General features: G+C 42.7%; 14 protein-coding genes. 8 read left to right on the top strand and 6 right to left on the bottom strand.

All coding sequences use genetic code 11. The features are described from left to right. From MHO82_RS13640 to MHO82_RS13660, 5 genes are all read right to left on the bottom strand, one after another. Window positions 1-975, bottom strand: a 975-nt coding sequence (locus MHO82_RS13640) for a retention module-containing protein (RefSeq protein ID WP_239184507.1), incomplete at its 3' end; no start/stop codon positions are given. A 209-nt stretch (window positions 976-1184) separates the two neighbouring features. Beyond that, window positions 1185-2681 carry a sodium/proline symporter PutP gene (putP, locus tag MHO82_RS13645; RefSeq protein WP_239184508.1) on the bottom strand — a complete coding sequence of 499 codons (1497 nt, stop codon included), beginning with the start codon at window positions 2679-2681 and terminating at the stop codon, window positions 1185-1187. 129 nt (window positions 2682-2810) lie between these two features. Next, window positions 2811-3524: an aldehyde dehydrogenase family protein gene (locus tag MHO82_RS13650; RefSeq protein ID WP_239184509.1), complete on the bottom strand. Its 714-nt coding sequence runs from the start codon at window positions 3522-3524 to the stop codon at window positions 2811-2813. A gap of 53 nt (window positions 3525-3577) precedes the next feature. Beyond that, window positions 3578-6709 (bottom strand): bifunctional proline dehydrogenase/L-glutamate gamma-semialdehyde dehydrogenase PutA, encoded by a 3132-nt coding sequence (gene putA, locus MHO82_RS13655; protein ID WP_239184510.1) that lies wholly within the window; start codon window positions 6707-6709, stop codon window positions 3578-3580. A 177-nt stretch (window positions 6710-6886) separates the two neighbouring features. Beyond that, entirely contained in the window at window positions 6887-7663 is a 777-nt protein-coding gene (locus MHO82_RS13660) for an AraC family transcriptional regulator (RefSeq protein WP_239184511.1), read from the bottom strand. A gap of 616 nt (window positions 7664-8279) precedes the next feature. On the opposite strand from MHO82_RS13660, the gene MHO82_RS13665 reads away from it, so the two are divergent. Further along, window positions 8280-10118 carry an SUMF1/EgtB/PvdO family nonheme iron enzyme gene (locus tag MHO82_RS13665; protein ID WP_239184512.1) on the top strand — a complete coding sequence of 613 codons (1839 nt, stop codon included), beginning with the start codon at window positions 8280-8282 and terminating at the stop codon, window positions 10116-10118. Between the two features lie 526 nt (window positions 10119-10644). Then, a complete protein-coding gene (locus tag MHO82_RS13670) occupies window positions 10645-11322 on the top strand; it encodes a helix-turn-helix transcriptional regulator (protein ID WP_239184606.1) in 678 nt (225 codons plus the stop codon). Between the two features lie 78 nt (window positions 11323-11400). On the opposite strand, the gene pdxH is transcribed toward MHO82_RS13670, so the two are convergent. Next, on the bottom strand, window positions 11401-12036 hold the full coding sequence (pdxH, locus tag MHO82_RS13675; RefSeq protein WP_239184513.1) for a pyridoxamine 5'-phosphate oxidase: 636 nt from the start codon (window positions 12034-12036) through the stop codon (window positions 11401-11403). A 318-nt stretch (window positions 12037-12354) separates the two neighbouring features. On the opposite strand from pdxH, the gene MHO82_RS13680 reads away from it, so the two are divergent. The 6 genes from MHO82_RS13680 (at window position 12355) to MHO82_RS13705 (ending at window position 19552) form a co-directional block, all read left to right on the top strand. Then, complete coding sequence (locus MHO82_RS13680) at window positions 12355-14049, top strand: ATP-binding protein (protein ID WP_239184514.1); 1695 nt, start codon at window positions 12355-12357, stop codon at window positions 14047-14049. Then, the gene (locus tag MHO82_RS13685; protein ID WP_239184515.1) at window positions 14046-15383 is read left to right on the top strand and encodes a sigma-54 dependent transcriptional regulator; all 1338 of its coding nucleotides are present in this window, start codon (window positions 14046-14048) and stop codon (window positions 15381-15383) included. The genes MHO82_RS13680 and MHO82_RS13685 overlap by 4 nt, the downstream gene beginning before the upstream one ends. A 169-nt stretch (window positions 15384-15552) precedes the next feature. Continuing rightward, window positions 15553-16944 carry an HlyD family type I secretion periplasmic adaptor subunit gene (locus tag MHO82_RS13690; protein ID WP_239184516.1) on the top strand — a complete coding sequence of 464 codons (1392 nt, stop codon included), beginning with the start codon at window positions 15553-15555 and terminating at the stop codon, window positions 16942-16944. A gap of 13 nt (window positions 16945-16957) precedes the next feature. Next, on the top strand, window positions 16958-18277 hold the full coding sequence (locus MHO82_RS13695) for a TolC family outer membrane protein (RefSeq protein WP_239184517.1): 1320 nt from the start codon (window positions 16958-16960) through the stop codon (window positions 18275-18277). Further along, window positions 18277-18870: an OmpA family protein gene (locus MHO82_RS13700; RefSeq protein ID WP_239184518.1), complete on the top strand. Its 594-nt coding sequence runs from the start codon at window positions 18277-18279 to the stop codon at window positions 18868-18870. Before MHO82_RS13695 ends, MHO82_RS13700 begins: the two co-directional genes overlap by 1 nt. A 16-nt stretch (window positions 18871-18886) precedes the next feature. Continuing rightward, the gene (locus tag MHO82_RS13705) at window positions 18887-19552 is read left to right on the top strand and encodes a transglutaminase-like cysteine peptidase (protein ID WP_239184519.1); all 666 of its coding nucleotides are present in this window, start codon (window positions 18887-18889) and stop codon (window positions 19550-19552) included. The last annotated feature ends 4 nt before the right edge of the window (window positions 19553-19556 follow it).

Genomic DNA, 19556 nt, shown 5'->3' on the forward strand with positions numbered 1-19556 from the left:
GCCCGTCGCGAGCTCCACTTTACCGTTGATGACCAAGGTATTATCGTTGGTAACAAAATCACTCCCGCTCTCACCACGGTCTTCCGTGATGCCGTCGATACTTACCGCTGACGTTTTATCGTCACCGTCGGTGCCAACATGTAAATCAACTTGGGTAGTATCACTACCTGTATCTGATAAGCCACCTGATGGTACTTGTACCTGAACATCAATTTGAATCGTATTTCCATGCACTAATTCAGAGACAGGGATCGGTAAAGTCACTGTACCATCAGTAATCGTCAACTCATTAAGTGGGAACTCTTGAGGACCATTGCCATCATTAAAATCTACAACTAAAACATCAGTCGAAGTATCAGTACGATCTGGTAATGTAATAACAGCTTCAACAATACCGTCTTTTACTTCTTCATTATTAAGGTAATCATCACCACCATCAATAATTGATACTTTAGGAGCATCTAATTCACGGCCATCATCAGTTAACACAGGTGCAGCGGTAGAGAATAAGCGAAGAGCTTGCGCCAATGCCACAGATTGTGTTTGTGATAATCCTTGATCTTCTAAGCTTGCAGTGTCAAATGCTGTTTGGGCTAAAGTTTCAGCACCAGTACGTTCAATCGCTTGTGAAGTGGTCAGACTTGAACCTTGAACTCCACCAGCCGCAGTAGCAAATTCTTCAGACAATTGAGTAGGATCTTGCCCAGACTCTAAAGCCTCAAAAATTTGTGCAATATCATCATCTAATGCCAGAGCTTCTAAAGCTCCATCCTCTGTAATACGAGTAATACCGGCACTCTCAACAGAAATTTGAGTATCATCATCTGCTTCGATACGACCTTGCCCATCAGTGATCAATACGTCACCAGATGTTATTGTCATACCTTCTTGCAAAAACTGAATATTGCCATCTTTATCAATAACAACATTATTTCCATTCAAACCTGAAATTGCTGCTACGACTATTGATTGCATCGATGCCATTCTTTCCCTCTGTACCTAAACACTGAAAACTGATATTTCGCCCTATGCTTTATAAAATACTCATATAGCGTCAAAATTTTTACTTTTAACTAAATTATCATTTTAATTTATATAAGCCCACCGAATTACAATCATGAACAACATACTGCTAACAAAAAAGCGAGCTTACGCTCGCTTTTGTCAAAATAATGTCAGTATGATTAGTCTAAGTTAATGAGATTTGATTCATATTCCTTAAACTGGTCCTGAACTTTTTGTTCTGGCTCTTTAGTGGCTAGGCTTGTCACTATAATTGCAATTGTCGCTAGAATAATGCCAGGGACAATTTCATAGAGATCAAAGATTCCGCCTGAGAATTGCTTCCAAAGTACAATGGTAATACCACCAACAAGAATACCTGCAAGCGCACCATTACGATTCATTCGCTTCCAATATAAGCTCAGTACTAACGCTGGGCCAAACGCAGCACCAAAACCTGCCCAGGCGTATGACACTAAACCAAGAACAGAGCTTTCTGGATCCATCGCTAAGAACAAGGCAATGAGTGAAAGTATGATTACAGATACACGTCCAACCATCACAACTTCTTGAGCTGAAGCTTCTGGCTTAAACACTTGTTTATAGAAGTCTTCCGCCAATGCAGAAGAAGACACCAATAGCTGTGAATCAGCAGTACTCATGATTGCCGCCAAAATAGCAGCCAATAAGATACCAGCAATAACAGGATGGAAAATTGCGTTCACTAGTAACATGAAAATTTTCTCACCGTCAGCCAACTCACCTGCTAGTTGATTATCAACGTACAATAGCCCCACTAAACCAACCAATACTGCACCTGTCATTGAAAGAGCAGTCCATACCACGGCAATACGACGAGCTGTTGTTAAATCACCATTAGTACGCGTTGCTTTAAAACGTGCCAAAATATGTGGCTGACCAAAATAACCTAAACCCCAAGCTGCCAGAGAAATAATAGCAATCGCAGATAAAGGCTCACCCTTGGCATCATTCCAAATAGTCAAAAGCTCTGGATTTTTCGCCGCAAGATCAGCACTTAACTGACCAAGGCCACCGTCCATTGCTGCAATTGGTACGATTAGTAAGGCTGCAGACATTAGTAACCCCTGAACCAAGTCAGTCCAAGATACCGCAAGGAAACCACCAAACAGCGTATAAGAAACCACACAAGCAGCACCAATGATCACCGCCATGGTATAGTCCAAGCCGAACACAGTTTCAAATAATTTACCACCAGCCACTAAGCCAGAGCTCGTATAGAAAAGGAAGAAAAGCAAAATGAAGAAAGCAGCAATGGTTTGCACAAGCTTAGACTTATCATTAAAACGACGCGATAAAAACTCAGGTAACGTTAATGAATTGTCTGTCGTAATACTGTACGTACGAAGACGCTTTGCACAAATCAGCCAGTTTGCCCATGTACCTAATAGTAGGCCACCAGCAAGCCATAATGACTCTAAACCTGCTGCGTATGCGTAACCTGGCAGACCAAGTAGTAACCAACCACTCATGTCTGATGCACCCGCAGACAAAGCAGCAGGCCATGGCCCTAAGTTACGGCCACCTAAGAAATAATCCGTCGAATTTGACGTTCGTTTATAGGCATATACCCCTATCGCCAGCATCATTATCAAGTAAGCGATAAAAGTTCCGGTAATAGCAAAGCTATTTTCAATCATTGAGTTTCCCTCATTGTATTCCCTAATCCTATTTAGGGTATTGTGTTTGACTGTCATCTAACAGAAATCCCACCATTTCCTTTCATCATTAAAGACAAAATGAAACAGTGGGATTTCAAATTAGCTGATTTAGTGGCTACCACTTCCTAGTTCAAGCAAAGTCGCATTGCCACCAACAGCCGTTATATTAATAGTACGAGTACGCTCAGTAATAAACCTCAAAATAAAATGAGAATCCGTCACTGTCGTTAAATGCTCTAAGTCCGTTTCCGCTATCAGCTGGGCTAATAACCCGGCTCTTGCCGCTAACTGACGATTCAGAGCTAAAGCGGTAGTATTACTACCAACATACGCAACCCCTGACAGTTTTTCATGGCTCACCACATCGGCAAGCACACTGTTCTGAATTAATTGGATTGCAGATTCAGATACCCCAGTAGCGATTAGAGTGCGCTGTAAAACAGCGGCTAAATCTGCCTGCTCTGAGCTATACGATAAAATAACGCAGTTACCCGCTAACAGAGCCGCACTCATGTGAGCAACTAACCCGCTGATTGGTGATCCATTGTCCACCGTAACCGCAAATACACCTCGACCAGAGCTATACAATTCATTAGTTTCACCCGTTGGCCCAGGCATTAACTTGTCTTCTGCTAATAAAGCCACTGCCTGGCGAGCTTGATATTTCGCCATTTTACTGGCCATTACACCCAATAATGGCTCTTGCGCAATACTGTCTGCCCAGCGCATTATGATGTCACTGCGCACTGACACACCTAAACAATTCCAAGCTTCCCAGTTACTTAAAGCAAGATTAATGTGATTCTGAATTTGTTCTGCCATCTGATTTATCCTCAATGCAGTATTTTTAATAACTTAAGGTTTGATAGCTCAGCCTAAGCAGAGACAACTTCTTTCGTAAAGCGGTACAGATAGTGTGGTCCACCTGCTTTTGGTCCAGTGCCGGATAACCCTTGACCGCCAAATGGCTGGACACCTACCACTGCACCAACTTGATCACGGTTAATGTAGCAGTTACCCACTCGTGCACGACGCTCAATATGGGCATAGGTTCTTTCGTTACGACTATGAACCCCCATGGTTAGACCAAAGCCCGTGTTATTAACTTGATCGATCACCTTATCAAGCTCATTCGCTTTAAAACGAACAATATGTAAAATTGGACCAAACTGCTCATTTTCTAACTGATCAATACTATTGATCTCAAACGCCGTTGGTGGAACAAAATCACCATGTTCACAAATAGAACCTAGCTCTACTTGACCAATCAACTTGTCTGAGTTTGTCAACTTTTCGATGTGAGCAAGTAACTTCTGCTTCGCTTTATCATCAATCACAGGCCCAACATCCGTACTGTGTAGATATGGCAAACCAACATGAAGTTCTTTCATTGCACCTTGAATTAAAGTCGTGATTCGATTTGCAATGTCTTCTTGCACAAACAACACACGAAGCGCAGAACAGCGTTGGCCAGCGGATGCAAAAGCGGAACGCATCACGTCACGTACAACTTGCTCTGGCAGCGCCGTACTATCAACGATCATGGCATTTTGACCACCCGTTTCAGCAATCAGTGGAGCAAGCTCAGTATCTCGATTCGCCAAAGAGCGGTTAATGAGCTGCGCTGTTTCTGTTGAACCAGTAAAAGCAACACCAGCGATACGCGGATCTGACGTTAATGGGGCACCAACTGTCGCACCATCGCCAGGAAGCAAATGAATAGCCTCTCCCGGAACACCAGCTTCAAGCATTAATTCAATAGCACGAGCCGCAATCAATGACGTTTGCTCCGCTGGCTTAGCAATAACGGTATTACCACTCACAAGTGCAGCCGAGACCTGACCTAAGAAAATCGCTAACGGGAAGTTCCACGGGCTAATACACGCAAATACGCCACGCCCCTGACGCTCAATCTGACGAGACACTTCATCAAAGCCCACAACGGTCTTTGGCGCTAAGAAATTGCTTTTCGCCTGTACAGAGTAGTAACGACAAAAATCAACGGCTTCACGTACTTCATCAATACTGTCATGAATGGTTTTACCCGCTTCTTTGTGGCAAAGCGCCACCAGCTCAGCTAGGTTCTCTTCTAATAAATCCGCCAATTTATCGAGATATTGCGCTCGCTCATCAGCACGAGTTTGAGACCATACCGAGAAATACGACGATGCAGAGTCCAGCGCTTCGGAAACATGATCAGGGTTAGCCCAAGCAACCGATCCAACAGAAATACGGCGATCATAAGGAGCGGTTACTTCGAAGATCCCCTCTTCCTTGATCATGCTTTCAGATCTCTTGATCATTGTTCCGTTCACGATAGGACCAGCAGACCATGTTTGATCCATATATTCTGCGATCTTTTCTTCAAATGGTTTTGCTTCACTTTCAATATCAACGTTAATGCTGAATGAATTTTTACGATCCGAAAAGATTTGATCCGGAAGTGGGATCAAGGTGTTATGCAGTGTACTACGGCCCATTAACGTATCGACCGGGTGCTGAGTCAGATCAGAAACAGGGCATCTTGCATCCACTAAACGGTGTACAAACGAGCTATTAGCTCCATTTTCTAGTAAGCGGCGCACTAAGTAAGGCAGGAGATCTTTATGGCTGCCCACTGGCGCATAGATACGCACGTCTGTGCCATACATATCAAGCGCGTGATCATAAAGCGCATCCCCCATGCCATGCAGACGTTGGAATTCAAAATCAGAATGGGTTGCCATTACCGCGACCGCAGAAACAGTATGTGCATTATGACTAGCAAACTGCGGGTAAATGCACCCTTTTACATGGTCACTTAATAAGAAACGAGCACACGCTAAATACGCCACATCCGTCGCTTCTTTACGTGTATAAACGGGGTAAGCCGCATAGCCATTTTGCTGAGACAATTTCAATTCACTGTCCCAGTACGCGCCTTTCACTAAGCGAAGTGGAATCACATCCCCTTGCTCTTTTGCTAAAGCCGCTAGCCACACTAAGGTTGGCAGAGCACGTTTGGAATAAGCTTGAACCACAAGGCCAAACTTACCCCAGCCTTTTACTTTTTCATTTCGATACAGTTTTTCGAACAGCTTAAGAGACAGCTCTAACCGATCCGCTTCTTCCGCATCAATAGTAATGCCCACATCCAGCTCACGAGCACGCTCTAGCAGGGTTAATACAGTATCGTGCATTTCCGTCATGATGCGTGCTTCATTCGCCGTTTCATAACGAGGGTGTAATGCGGAAAGCTTAATGGATACTGTTGGGGCTGGTGTTTTGTCGTTAGCGTAGCTATCGCGTCCAACCGCTTCGATAGCCATGATGTAATCTTTAAAATATTTATTGGCATCAACCGCAGTCAATGCCGCTTCACCCAGCATATCAAACGAGTAGGTGTAGCCTTTATCACGTGAAGAACGACCATTTTTTTGTGCTTCACCAATATTACGTCCCAAAACGAACTGGTGACCCATCACCTTCATCGCTTGGTTCATTGCTTGACGGATCACAGGCTCAGACAACTTGTTGACTAAACGGTTAATCACATTTGCCGAAGAACCATCTTCACGCGTGTCCATGCTGACCACTTTACCCGTCAGTAATAATCCCCAAGTGGACGCATTAACAAAGGTCGAATCTGAATTTTTAAGGTGGGACTTCCAGTCAGCAACACTGAGCTTATCGCGGATTAACGCATCCGCCGTCGCTGCATCTGGAATTCGCATTAACGCTTCTGCCAGACACATCAGCAAAATACCTTCTTTAGTATCTAAGCTGTACTCTAGCAAAAGCGCATCGATCATTTGAATGGCTTGCTTATCAGCGCGAACACGCTCAATCAGCTCTGTTGCTTTGGCACTGATTTGCGATTTTTCTTGCTCTGATGGGGTTGCCATCGGAAGGAGTTCATTAAGCCATTTAGACTCATCAACAATATATAAAGGTGAAATTAACTGCCAAAGCTCGTGCAATGGACGTTCAATAAATGATGGCGAAAGCGCATCTATCGCTTTAAACATTTTGTATCCCTCATAGCTTTCCCGATGACATAAACGGGAAATGTTACACCATTGTTTCTATGAGGAAGGAGTTTATTTTCGAAATCTCGTAAAATCTTGCCAAAAACTCCGAGTAAGTTGTAAAAAAGTCGGATTTTTAACAAAATGAGAACGCAGATACCGCATTATCTGCTACTTTTAGATGGTCATTTTTTTACGATACTGTAAAGGGGACACCCCATATAGTCGGCTGAATGTGTGTGTAAATGCACTTTGTGTAGAGAAGCCGGACACTTCCGCGACCTGACTCAATGTCATGACTCCCTGCTCTAATAACTCTTTGGCAAAGTCCACTCGCTTACCCAATACATACTGATGTGGTGTCACGCCCGTTTGCTGCTTAAATAACGCATGAAACTGACTCTCACCTAAAAAAACACTACCAGCGAGCTGCGCTACACTGATCTTACGACCAATATGCTGAGCTACATATTGATCAATAATGTCCATATTCAGCCGCTTTTCACGTAAGGATTGATTAGCTGGCCTAAAATGCCGCTGTAACAGAGCGATCAATGTATCGTTACACGCACGACTTAATAAATGATCATCAGGGCTGGCCTGCATTTCCGACACCAATAAAGAGATCAACTGCTGGATCTGGTTATCAAGCTGAAAATAACTGTTACTTGAAAACAAAGATTGCAAACGATCTCTGCAAGCATGATCAAGGAGATTTTCATCCGGCAGATTCAACACCAAGATCTCAGAGCATCCAATCGCTCCGAAAGCATGATCAGAGCATGCCGTTACCACGCAGCCCTGCCCAGGTCCTACTAAGTTACCTAAACCTTCAATGTTAAATTCAGCCTGCCCCTTTAAACCAATCACGATCTGATTGTAATGGTGATCATGGTGGTCCATTTCACTGGGTAACAACAAAACCTCTGAAGGTTTAATTGGATCTTCAGGCATATTCTTTCTCTTATCTTGCCATTTTATCATGACGGGGATTGTAACTTAGTAATCCAGCCAGGTAAAAAACCGCTGCAGCCCTTGATATATAAAGGAACAATGATCAAGTGGCGTTGAAATACGGACCATGTCATTTCAACTTCATTCTTCTTGGTCTCACCACAAAGATTAAATTCTCACGATCATTGTAATACAAGGATCCTTAATGAGTTTTTTAAAAGCTTTCACCTTTATCGAACAAGATCACTCCTTGATCATAGTTACGATTTTTTCTGGAAAGATGATCAAGAAAGAACATTGAACCCCATTCTTCCAACACTGTACTCTCTAGTGAAAATCAAACGCCATACAATTTTACCGCCTAATCTTTATCTCAAAAAATCATCCATAAAGTTCGCCAGTACATTGATTAAGCTATTTTTATTATTTTAATTTCATATTAAGAGAGACTTTTTGATGTAATAAATTTTTTTTCGCTAAAAAAGCCATTTTGTTTCAAAAAAACGCAAATGTAAGCAGTCTTTATTTCGATGAAATGATATCCTACGAGGTCAAATGAACAGTTAACACCTTATGCACAATAGTTTGCATACTAGAATACAAAAGCAAGGGACTTATGATTCGTAATGGTTTTCCAGCGCTTCTTGTCGCGCTGTCACCAATGCTTCTGCCAAGTACAGCTTTAGGAAATGAAGCCGGTCTAAAGGTAGACCCTGTAGCCTCTCTCGAAATGAAGCTAACCAACAAGCAAGGTGAAATAGACACACTTGATACAGGACTTTCTGAGAAGAAAGCGGCCTTAGAAAGCTTAAAGAAACAACGTGCTCAGCACAGCAAGCATTCTTTAGAGCTAGAAAAGCAACGCCAGAAAGCGCAGTCCGACTTAGATAAGCAATACAATCGTATGTTAGATAATCCGGACATCGATATTTCTGCTTATCATAAGCAGTATCAGGACTCTTGGAATGCCGTAAAATCAAATCAAGTCGAGATTTTAACCATCACGCAAGATATTGAAGAACAGCAGCGCCAAGTAACCAATACCACTCGCTTACGTAAGCAACTGCTTAATGAGTTGGAGAACTTAGCAGAATCTAAGCAAGAAGCACGCGTACGTCGTGCTCGCGCCGAGCTTGAATTCAGTGACAATCTAGAAGTCATTCATACCATTACGTGTAACACCACGATGACACTGGCTGAATGTGCAAATCAGGGTAAAACACTGACAATGCAAAAAGCGGTAAGCACATTCCAAGATCAGCTACTAACTAACCTAACTGAAGCGGATTTAGCGCAGCAGAATTCAGGAAAAGTTGCTTTTAACATTCACGTTCTGAATAACCGAATCATCGACAGTGGATTTAGTGGTAATAACCGTTACATCACGCGTCTTGAGTCTGAATTGAAAGCTCGCCCAAGTGAAATCGCAGCCTGTCAGCTACTTGGATTAGCGAATCGTTACTGTGTGAAATCTGGTGATCGACGCTCGTCTAGTGATGTGCGTGATAATGAAAATCGCTGGTTAAGTATGACCATTCGCTCTAATCGCCATGAAGATAAAGTCACCGTTAACGGCGTTGATTACGGTAACACGCCTGTTGATGTCATGCTTCCTGCTGGTAAACACCAAGTAACTATTGAAAAGCCGGGCTTTGAACCTTATAGCCGTCAAGTTTCCCTTGGCAAAGATCTGACTATTTGGGCTGAGCTTAAAGAGCAAAAAAACCGTCCAAGTCCAGGCAAAAACTTTTCAGATACGCTAAAGAATAACTATCAAGCACCAAAAATGGTAGTCATTGGCGCAGGACAATACGCCATTGGTCCAAATGCAGAGCAAAGCATTTCATTAAACAAAGCTTACTCAATTGGCGCAACCCCTGTCACCGTTAAGCAATTTGAATTGTTTGTGAACAACACAGGGTATATCACTGAAGCGGAAAAAGGCGCAGGTTGTAGCACCATTACAGAAGGTGGTGAAGTTACTCTGAAAAAAGAGCAAAACTGGCGTAAGCCGGGCTTTGTACAGCAAGATAATGCACCTGCTGTTTGTATCTCTCGTAATGATGCTGAAACTTACAACAAGTGGCTGAGCAAGCAAACAGGTTATAACTACTACCTACCGTCTGAAACACAGTGGGAAGTCGCAGCACGAGCTGGAAGCAAAACCGCTTTCTGGTGGGGCAATGACATTGGAGCAGGTAAAGCAAATACAGGTTGGAGCGGCTCAAGTTGGTCAAATAAGAGCACTTCTCCTGTAATGAGCTTTGCGGCTAATCCATATGGGATCTACGATACTGCTGGCAATGTTTGGGAATGGACAAGAACCCAATCAGGTATCGTTCGCGGTGGCTCTTGGAGCTATGCCCCAAGCAAAGCCCGTGTCTTTGAGCGCTTAGAACAACGCCCAAGCATAAGTGCAAATTACATCGGCTTCCGAGTTGTTCGAGAACTGTAAGCCAGATAAACCAACGATAAAAACGCGATCAAGTATCGCGTTTTTTATTATATTTTTCATAAAAAGACATAACTTGTATTCTTGCGTTCTTTATTTTCAATAAAACCGGAATATGCATAAAATTGAACAAGAAACAATAGGTTAATTCCCCCTTTCTCATTTGTAGTAAAAGAGGTATATTCTGCCCCGTGAATTTGCTTAGTGAGTGATAGAGCTAATGCAACTTCATTGTATCTATGTGATACATGTCAATTGGGGAACAACTTTATAAACCCTCATAAAGCCCTATTTGACAACCTCTTCTACACGTCGTACAGGATTAGCTCTTCGGAGCCAAACTCTTGTCTTTGCCGGCTTTTAGCCGGCTTTTTTTTTTGTTACTCTAACCAACTGAACTAATAGAGTTTTCTTCGAATTAACCACCATAATTGGTTACCAAATAATAACAATCTTTCAACGGTAGCCGCTATAAAGAGCAATAGGTCAGTTGGTGACAAATAAAAAATTAGATCCTCGCCTCCAATCCATGTTTAATCAACTTCCTGGTTGTTGGGGATGCAAAGATCAGAACTCGGTATTTGTTTATGCAAATGAAGAGTATGGCAAGTTGGTAGGCGTTGAGCATCACTATGACTGCATTGGGCGTACCGACTTTGACATGCCAAGCCCAACAACAAACTGCGCACAATTATTCCAAGAGCAAGATCAGATGGTCATGAAGGAAAATATTAAGCTGCGCATTTTAGATATTCACCCATATCCAGATGGCCGCTGGCGTGCTCATATTTTTACGAAAAAGCCATGGCTAGATGATAACAACAACATTCAGGGGACTATTTTTTTTGGCCAAGAGCTGACAGATACAGCGATTTTAGAAGTCGGTCACTGGATTTGCCGAGCAGCAGGACTCAGTACTTCGACTCAAGCTTCTTTTAATGTCCATAAGCACCCTCTCCAAACGGCGCTTAACAAACGGGAGTCGGAAGTCCTGTTTTTGCTCCTTTATGGTAAAAAACCACAATACATTGCACGCGCATTAAAAATGACCGTAAAAACCGTTGAGAATCATGTGCTAAAGTTAAGAGTTAAATTTAACGCCAATACAAAAAATGAATTGATTGATTTAGCTTTAAACTCTGGTTTTGGCTCCCATATTCCAGAAAGTATGTTAACCAAACAACTTTCCATCATCTTAAAAGAATAACTTCCTTTACATAAAAACGAGTGAGGCAGTCTCCAGCCTCACTCGCTATTTACACTGTAAATACAACGCACAATTTCACTATGGCGCTAGGCGTTCAATGTCCCAACGGCTGTCTTGTTTACTATACAAGAAGCGATCGTGTAATCGGCGCTCTCCACCTTGCCAAAATTCAATGGATTTCACTTCTACTCGGAAGCCTCCCCAAAAGGTTGGAATAGGCACTTCACCTTTCGCAAACTTTTGTTTTAGTTCTAAGTACTTACTTTCTAAAGCACTACGGGCTGAAATTCGACTGCTTTGCTTACTGGCCCAAGCGGCTATTTGGCTTTCTTTAGGACGAGAACTAAAATAAGCCATGTTTTCCATTGCCGTTAATTTTACAGCTTGACCTGTGATATGAACCTGTCTTTCGAGAGGATGCCAAGGAAAGTGCAAACTGATATTGCCATTGTTCTGTAGCTGTTGGGCTTTTCGGCTACCTAAGTTGGTATAAAAAACAAATCCTTTGGTATCAAAATGCTTGAGTAAAACAATACGTTGAAACGGTTGGCCAAATTCGTCTACTGTTGCAATCGTCATAGCTGTCGGATCCGTTAATTGCGCATCAACAGCTTGCTTTAACCACTTAGTAAACAATTCAACGGGCTCTGTGGGTAGATCATCACGACGTAAACCACCCTGGCAATACTCACGACGAATTTCTGATAACTCCATTTTTCACTCCAACTATTTTTTTTAAATTGTGCTCTTAACCACTCATAAACTCAAGAACTATGCGAACAGTAAGGTGATAAAGTAAGCGAAATTTCATCACCATTATAAATGAGAACAACTTAATAATATGGATGTTACTTAGCTCTCTAATAAATAAACCAGTTTCTGCTATTGTCATCATTAAAATCATTGCTATTGCGACTGACTGTGTACAAAAAATACCGCACTGTTTTATTTCTATTTTTATTCGGCATAACCTTAACGGGTTTTATCGGCTTTATCACTTACCAACAAGCTAAGAATCATGTGGAATCCAGTATGTTTAATGACGTACAAAGACTGGGAGAGAAACTAGAGGCAGAGCTGTCACGCTACAGCCAATTACCTTCCGTACTTAGCCATGATCCACGTTTAAAAGCCACCCTAGACGTCAAAGCCCACCATGATCATGCTCCCACCAGCCAACTGTTATGGCAATGGGCCCAGGAAACAGCCGCCGATACCATCTATTTATTGAATGAAAGTGGCGAAACTATTGCCTCCAGTAATTGGCAGGAAGCCGACAGCTTTGTTGGTTTCAATTTTGCGTACCGCCCTTATTTCTCAGAAGCCATCAAGGGGCAATTAGGCCGATACTTCGCACTAGGACAACACTCGGCACAACGGGGGTACTATTTTTCGGCTCCTGTGACAGTACAAGGGCATATTCGTGGAGTACTGACCATTAAGGTCAATTTGGAAGAGATTAGCCAACTTTGGGGCTACGATACACTTGATTTCACTTTGATGGACAAACACTCAGTAATTTTTTACAGCTCTCGACCATCGTGGCTCTACAACACACTTGTACCTTTGGATAAAAGAACCAAACAAACCGTGATTGACTCTAGGCAATATGGCAATGCGCCTCTTGCTGCGGTATCCACGCTGGACTTTTTAACACAACTACCTTTAGCAGAGTCTCTAACGCTCAAGGATACCGATGATCACGGCTACCAACGCTACTTCTTTGCGCAGTATCAGATGCAACAAGCAGGGATCAACATTATTGCCCTCTCTAATGTAAAAAAAGCCTATAACAACATCGCCCAAGCCATTTTTCTGTTTGTGGTGTTTTACAGCTTGCTTGTTTTAGTCATGGCCTCTTGGCATCAAACTTTAAAAGCCAAGAAAAAGCTCGCTACACTCAATGATCAACTGGAACTACTGGTGGCTGAACGAACTAAAAACTTGTCGGAAACGAACCAAGAGTTACGACGTACCATCGAACAGTATGAACATTCCCAAGCAGAGCTTCGACAAACCCAGTCAGAGCTGCTGCAAGCGGCCAAATTAGCCATGCTAGGCGAGCTGTCTGCGGGCATTAACCATGAAATTAACCAGCCTCTTGCCGCCATCAGAACTTATGCTGAAAACAGCCAACGCCTGCTGGCACGTGAAAAATATGCAGTAGTAGAAAGCAATCTTAAACAGATCGTTGATTTAAATATCATGGTGTCTGAAATCATTGCCAAATTTAAGGTCTTTGCTCGTAAAAACACACAAAACAACATAGGCCACGCCGCTGTTAATGACTCCATTCACTCTGCACTTGGCATTATCCATAACAAGATCATTCAGCACGGAGTAACGCTACGTTTGGAAGATCCCTTACCATCACTGGTTGTCAAAGCTGATCCTGTGCAATTTGAACAAGTCTTAGTTAATTTGCTTCACAACGCCATCCAAGCATTAACTCAATCTCCTTCTCCACAAATTGCCATCTCTACTCATCGAGATAAAAACATGGCAATCATCGAAGTGACCGATAACGGATCTGGCATGACCGACGAGCAACTAAAACACATATTCGATCCCTTTTATACCACGAAAAGCGATGGCCTTGGCCTAGGTCTAACAATATCAAAGCGCATTATCGAATCCTTTTCAGGCCAATTAAACGTACAACACGCACCTAAAGGCGGCGTCATTTTTTCCATTACACTGAATATTATTGAAGAAGGCACCAAGTGAACAACCCAGTAATTTTTATCGATGATGAACAACACGTTCGTGATGCACTCGCTCAAACCCTTGAAATCGAAGACTACACTGTCAGCTGTTTCTCCAATGCCATTGATGCTTTAAAGACTATCGACAGTTTTTTTTCTGGAGTGATCATCTCCGATATCAACATGCCCATGATGGATGGTTTAGAGTTTCTTAAAAAAGCCCTTACCGTGGATCCGGATCTGCAAATCATTATGTTAACTGGACATGGCGATATTTCCATGGCGGTAGATGCCATGCGAGCAGGCGCTTACGATTTTTTGGAAAAGCCATTTTCTACCGATCATCTATTAGATGTGGTTAAACGCGCTTCTGACAAACGCTCACTGGTACTCGAAAACCGAGAGCTACGCAAAGAATTAGAAGCACAAAGTGGCCCAGGCCCAAGAATTCTCGGAAATAACGAACAAATCAAGCAGCTTAGACGTATTCTAGGGCACATCAAAGACAGTACTGATGATGTGATGGTACAAGGAGAACCGGGCTCAGGAAAAGCCTTAGTCGCACGTTTTTTACATGATCACAGTCAGCGCCATATTGGGCCTTTTGTCACCCTAAATTGCCATACAATCCCTTCACACCTTATTGCAAGTGAACTATTTGGGTACGACACCATCACACAAACCAGCAGTAAGCAGCAAGGGAAACTCATCAACGCTAATGGCGGCACTTTATTTATTAATGGGCTTGATCTGCTGCCTTCTGATGTCCAAACCAAATTAATCAACATTTTAACCACTCGCACCTTCAAAGCACACAATGGTCAATTAACCGATCTGAATGTTCGTATTATTGCAGCCAGTTCTGCAAACTTAACAGCAGCACTAGAAGTTGGTACCTTGAATCAGGCTCTCTACTATCAACTCAATGCCATCAATATCATGATTCCGTCACTGAAAGAACGCAAAGACGATATCCTGATGTTATTTAAAAACTTTGCCCGTGATGCTGCCACACGCTATGGCATCGAGCCCCCTGCGATCACCCCCACTCAGCAAAACAACCTACTCCAACATGATTGGCCGGGTAATGTACGCGAGTTGAAAAACTTTGCAGAGCGTATGGTGTTGATGGGAGAAACCCCCGACTTTAATACCCATTCAAATTCAGAAGAAGACAGTGCCCCCCTCAGTTTAGCCAAACGCATTGACAGGTTTGAGCTAACACTGCTTTCCAATGCTCTTAACCGCCACAATGGCCGTTTAAAAGAAGTCCAAGAAGAATTTGGGTTAGCCCGTAAAACCCTATACGACAAAATGAAAAAACATGGGCTCAATAAAGACGATTTCAAACCATAATCCATACAACGTATGGTCACAAAATACAATCATATAAATAATAAAACTTAACATTATTTTGAAAAACGACTAAGATTGCGCGTCAACATATTGGCGCATCCATCAATAGCCACCATATAATGAAAAACAGGATGTATTTTATAGTGACTATCATGAGTAGTAACGTCATATGAATAAAGACAAACCTCAACGACTTTCCGCAAAAGAGCTCGACTTTCTTGATGATAAAACCGCGGCTTTACTCCTCAATACGCCAACAAATGGGCGCATTCTGCTGTGGGTCATCGTTCTTTTTATGGTCTGTGCCACAATATGGGCATCATGGGCTCAAATAGACAAAGTTACCGTCGGCTCAGGTAAAGTGATCCCCTCTTCTCAACTGCAAATCGTGCAAAACCTAGAAGGCGGGTTGGTCAAAGAAATGCTGGTCAAAGAAGGGCAAACGGTACAAAAAAACCAGCAACTCCTGCTGATTGATGACACTCGTTTTCGTTCTGATTTTCGAGAAAGAGAACAAGAAGTCATGAATTTATCTGCCGAGGCCACACGCCTTACCGCAGAAATTGCCAGCATTACCATCGACAAGAATAAAACGAGAACCAACTGGCGAAAAAGTATTGTGATCGACGATACTCAACTCGCGTATGACGAGGCTTTCAAGCAAGCTAATCCAACTCTCGTCCACCGCCATCAAGCGGAATACCGTGATCGATTAAACAGCGTAAAAAACCAAATTACGGTTTTTGATCAACAGATTAACCAAAAAGAACGTGATTTAGTTGAACTGAATGCCAGAGTTCGTAATTTAAAGCGCAGTTACGATTTTGCCAATAAAGAACTTAGCATCACAAAACCCCTTGCCGATGAAGGCGTTGTTCCACGCATTGAACTGCTAAAACTGCAACGACAAGTGAATGACACTCAACGTGAATTAGTCTCCACGGAATTAAAAATCCCGACGCTGAATGCTGCAATAAAAGAAGTGGTCTTTAAACGCATTGAAATCGCACTAAAGTTCCGTTCAGAACAGCAAGAAGAGCTTAACAACATTCAAGATAAACTGTCGTCTCTTACCGAATCCAAAGTGGGATTAGAAGACAGAGTAAATCGTACTACGGTGTTGTCTCCTGTCACGGGTACCATTAAAAAGATCCACGTAAATACCGTTGGTGGTGTTATTCAACCAGGTATGGATTTAATCGAGATTGTTCCCACTGAAGATAACTTATTGGTGGAAGCAAAAATAGCGCCGCAAGACATCGCTTTTTTACGCCCAGATCTGCCAGCAATTGTAAAATTCAGTGCCTATGACTTTACTCGCTACGGTGGCCTCAACGGCGTATTAGAGCACATCAGTGCCGATACCATTCAAGACGAAGAAGGCAACAGCTTTTATTTAGTTCGTATTCGGACAGAGCAAAACAGTTTTGGTAATGATAAAACCATGCCGATCATTCCTGGCATGACCGCTTCTGTGGACATAATTACCGGTAAAAGAACCATTTTAGATTATTTATTAAAACCTATCATCCAAGCCCAAAAAACGGCCTTAAGAGAATAGTAGGAGCATTACGTTGAATTGGAAGAAGCTCACTTTAGCCGCCAGCATTAGTACACTTAGTTTGGCGACACAAGCACAGTCTCTTGAACAAGCAGTCGCCATTACATTGGCAACTAATCCTGAAATTCGCAGCGCATTTCATGATTTTAAAAGCCGCCAGCAAGACATTAATGGTGCCATTGGCGCTTACCGACCAAGCTTGGATCTGGATGCTGGCATCGGCTACGAAAATGTAGATACCGTGAGAGGCACTGAAACTGATCTTACCCGAAAAGAAGCCACGTTAACCTTAACTCAACTTATTTGGGATGGCTCGTCTACCTATAACGACATCAATCGCACTGAGGCAGAAACGGAGTCTTTACGTTATCAACTGCTCAGTGACGCTCAAGATAAAGCTCTTAATGTCGTAGAAATTTACATCAATGCGATAAAAGCAGAAGAAGTATTGAAGCTGTCTGAAAACAACCTTTTCATTCACAAGAAAATCTATAAAGACATTAAAAAGCGCACAAACTCAGGGATTGGTTCAACGGCAGATTTGGTTCAAGTTGAAGCCCGTTTGTCTCGTGCACACAGTAACCTTTTAGCCGCTCAAAACAATTTGTTTGATGCTCATACTCAGTTTCGACGCGCCGTTGGCCAAGAACCTCAAGATTTGATCAAGCCCGAAGTTGATGAACTGGCTCTGCCCCTGTCTTTGCAAGATGCCATTAAAACCGCAACCTCAGAGCACCCAGTTTTAAAAGTCTCAGCAGAAGACATCGAAGCCGCACAATTCCAATATAAGCAATCGCAAGGCGTTAACTACCCAACCATTTCGTTTGAAGCCAGCCAATCATGGCAAGAAGACGCTGGTGGTTTAGAGGGACAAACTGACGAGTTCACCGCAATGATTAGAATGCGCTATAACTTGTATAATGGTGGCGCTGATCGCGCAGCCTCGGTAAAAGCAGCATACCAAGTAGATAAGTCCAAAGATCTACGTGATAACGCCCTACGTATGCTTGAAGAAGGGACCCACCTTTCCTGGAATGCATTGAATTATACCCAGCAACAAAAAGAGTTTTTAGCTGAACATGTCGATGCTGCAGCAAAAACCGTTATTGCTTATGAAAAACAATTTAGAATTGGTAAACGTACCCTGCTGGATTTGCTCAACACCGAGAATGAGCTATTTGAAGCGCGTAAGTCTTACCTAGACGCTAATTACAGTGAAGACTTAGCCAAATACCGCGTTCTTAACGCCACAGGCAGCTTACTAAACGCCTTACGAGTAGATATTCCCGACGAGTGGAGCAAATCAGTGAAAAACAGCGCGGAGGACAAATAATGAAAGCTCTCACCATCGCCATAATTGGATTGGCATTAGCAGGTTGTACGTCACATGAAGCGACTTCATTTACCCCTGCAAACCAAAGCGCTGATTTACGAGATGACGACGAAGACGGCGTAATTAATGCCCGTGACTTGTGTGAAAACACCCCCTACATTGCAGAAATTAATAACGATGGCTGCCCACAAAACATCGAAAAAACAGCAACAGGGAAAGTACACATTTTATTTGATGTAGATTCTACTGAGATCACCGCCGCTTATCAGAGCAACTTGGATGAAATGGCAGTTTTCATGAAGGAATACAAAGATACCAAACTTGAAATCCAAGGATACGCCAGTAAAACAGGCAAGTCGGCGCACAACTTAGAGCTCTCAGAGCAGCGTGCTCAAAATGTAAGAAAAGCATTAATCTTCAGGGGTATCGCGCCAAATAGACTGACTATTGTTGCTCATGGTGATAACTTGAAGGCGGACAATCAATACGACTTAATGGATCACGCCGCCAACCGCCGAGTCTCTGGCACTGTTGTCGGCCAATACAGAGACGTTGAACAAGAGTGGACAATTTTTACAACCAAAGACAAATAAATCATAAAGGCAAAGTATGAAAGCTTGGCCTCTGATCATCATTTTGCTTCTTGCCTCCGTTAGTGCCATTGCGCTAACGGACCAAGAACGCACCTGGATTTCAAAAGTCTCTCAATTTTATGGCGATCGAGCCGGAAAACGCGTCACCGCTTGGCGCGAATTGATTGAAGACTCGAAGAACTTACCTGAATCAAAAAAACTCGAAGCCATTAATGATTTTTTCAATCAGCTCTATTTTGTTAATGACATCGATTTATGGGGGAAAACAGACTACTGGGCAACACCACTCGAATTTCTTGGCAGTAACGCCGGGGACTGTGAAGACTTTAGTATTGCCAAATACTTCTCTTTACGCGAACTAGGCGTTGACGATAAAAAGCTAAGATTAGTGTATGTAAAAGCCATTGAGCTGAATCAATTCCATATGGTTGTTGCTTACTACAAAACACCATCCTCAGAGCCAATACTGCTCGACAACATAAATGGCACAATTAAACCTGCGTCACAACGTACTGATTTACTTCCTATTTATAGCTTTAATGGTAGCCAACTGTGGCTCATGAAAGAAAAAGGTAGCGGTACGCTTGCAGGTAAATCTTCCCGCTTGAAACTTTGGAATGATCTTCGCTCACGAAACAAAGCCGAGCAGTTTAATAAACCTATTCAAAACTATGATGGGTAACCAC

The organism is Vibrio sp. Of7-15 (assembly GCF_022347565.1).
Classification (GTDB): domain Bacteria; phylum Pseudomonadota; class Gammaproteobacteria; order Enterobacterales; family Vibrionaceae; genus NORP241.

Bases quoted from the DNA above. Each gene is read 5' to 3' on its own strand.
- MHO82_RS13660 (WP_239184511.1), bottom strand. From the start codon at position 7,663: ATGCCTGAAGATCCAATTAAACCTTCAGAGGTTTTGTTGTTACCCAGT.
- MHO82_RS13670 (WP_239184606.1), top strand. From the start codon at position 10,645: ATGTTTAATCAACTTCCTGGTTGTTGGGGATGCAAAGATCAGAACTCG.
- MHO82_RS13665 (WP_239184512.1), top strand. From the start codon at position 8,280: ATGATTCGTAATGGTTTTCCAGCGCTTCTTGTCGCGCTGTCACCAATG.
- MHO82_RS13650 (WP_239184509.1), bottom strand. From the start codon at position 3,524: ATGGCAGAACAAATTCAGAATCACATTAATCTTGCTTTAAGTAACTGG.
- putP (WP_239184508.1), bottom strand. From the start codon at position 2,681: ATGATTGAAAATAGCTTTGCTATTACCGGAACTTTTATCGCTTACTTG.
- MHO82_RS13690 (WP_239184516.1), top strand. From the start codon at position 15,553: ATGAATAAAGACAAACCTCAACGACTTTCCGCAAAAGAGCTCGACTTT.
- MHO82_RS13680 (WP_239184514.1), top strand. From the start codon at position 12,355: ATGTTTAATGACGTACAAAGACTGGGAGAGAAACTAGAGGCAGAGCTG.
- MHO82_RS13705 (WP_239184519.1), top strand. From the start codon at position 18,887: ATGAAAGCTTGGCCTCTGATCATCATTTTGCTTCTTGCCTCCGTTAGT.
- pdxH (WP_239184513.1), bottom strand. From the start codon at position 12,036: ATGGAGTTATCAGAAATTCGTCGTGAGTATTGCCAGGGTGGTTTACGT.
- MHO82_RS13700 (WP_239184518.1), top strand. From the start codon at position 18,277: ATGAAAGCTCTCACCATCGCCATAATTGGATTGGCATTAGCAGGTTGT.
- putA (WP_239184510.1), bottom strand. From the start codon at position 6,709: ATGTTTAAAGCGATAGATGCGCTTTCGCCATCATTTATTGAACGTCCA.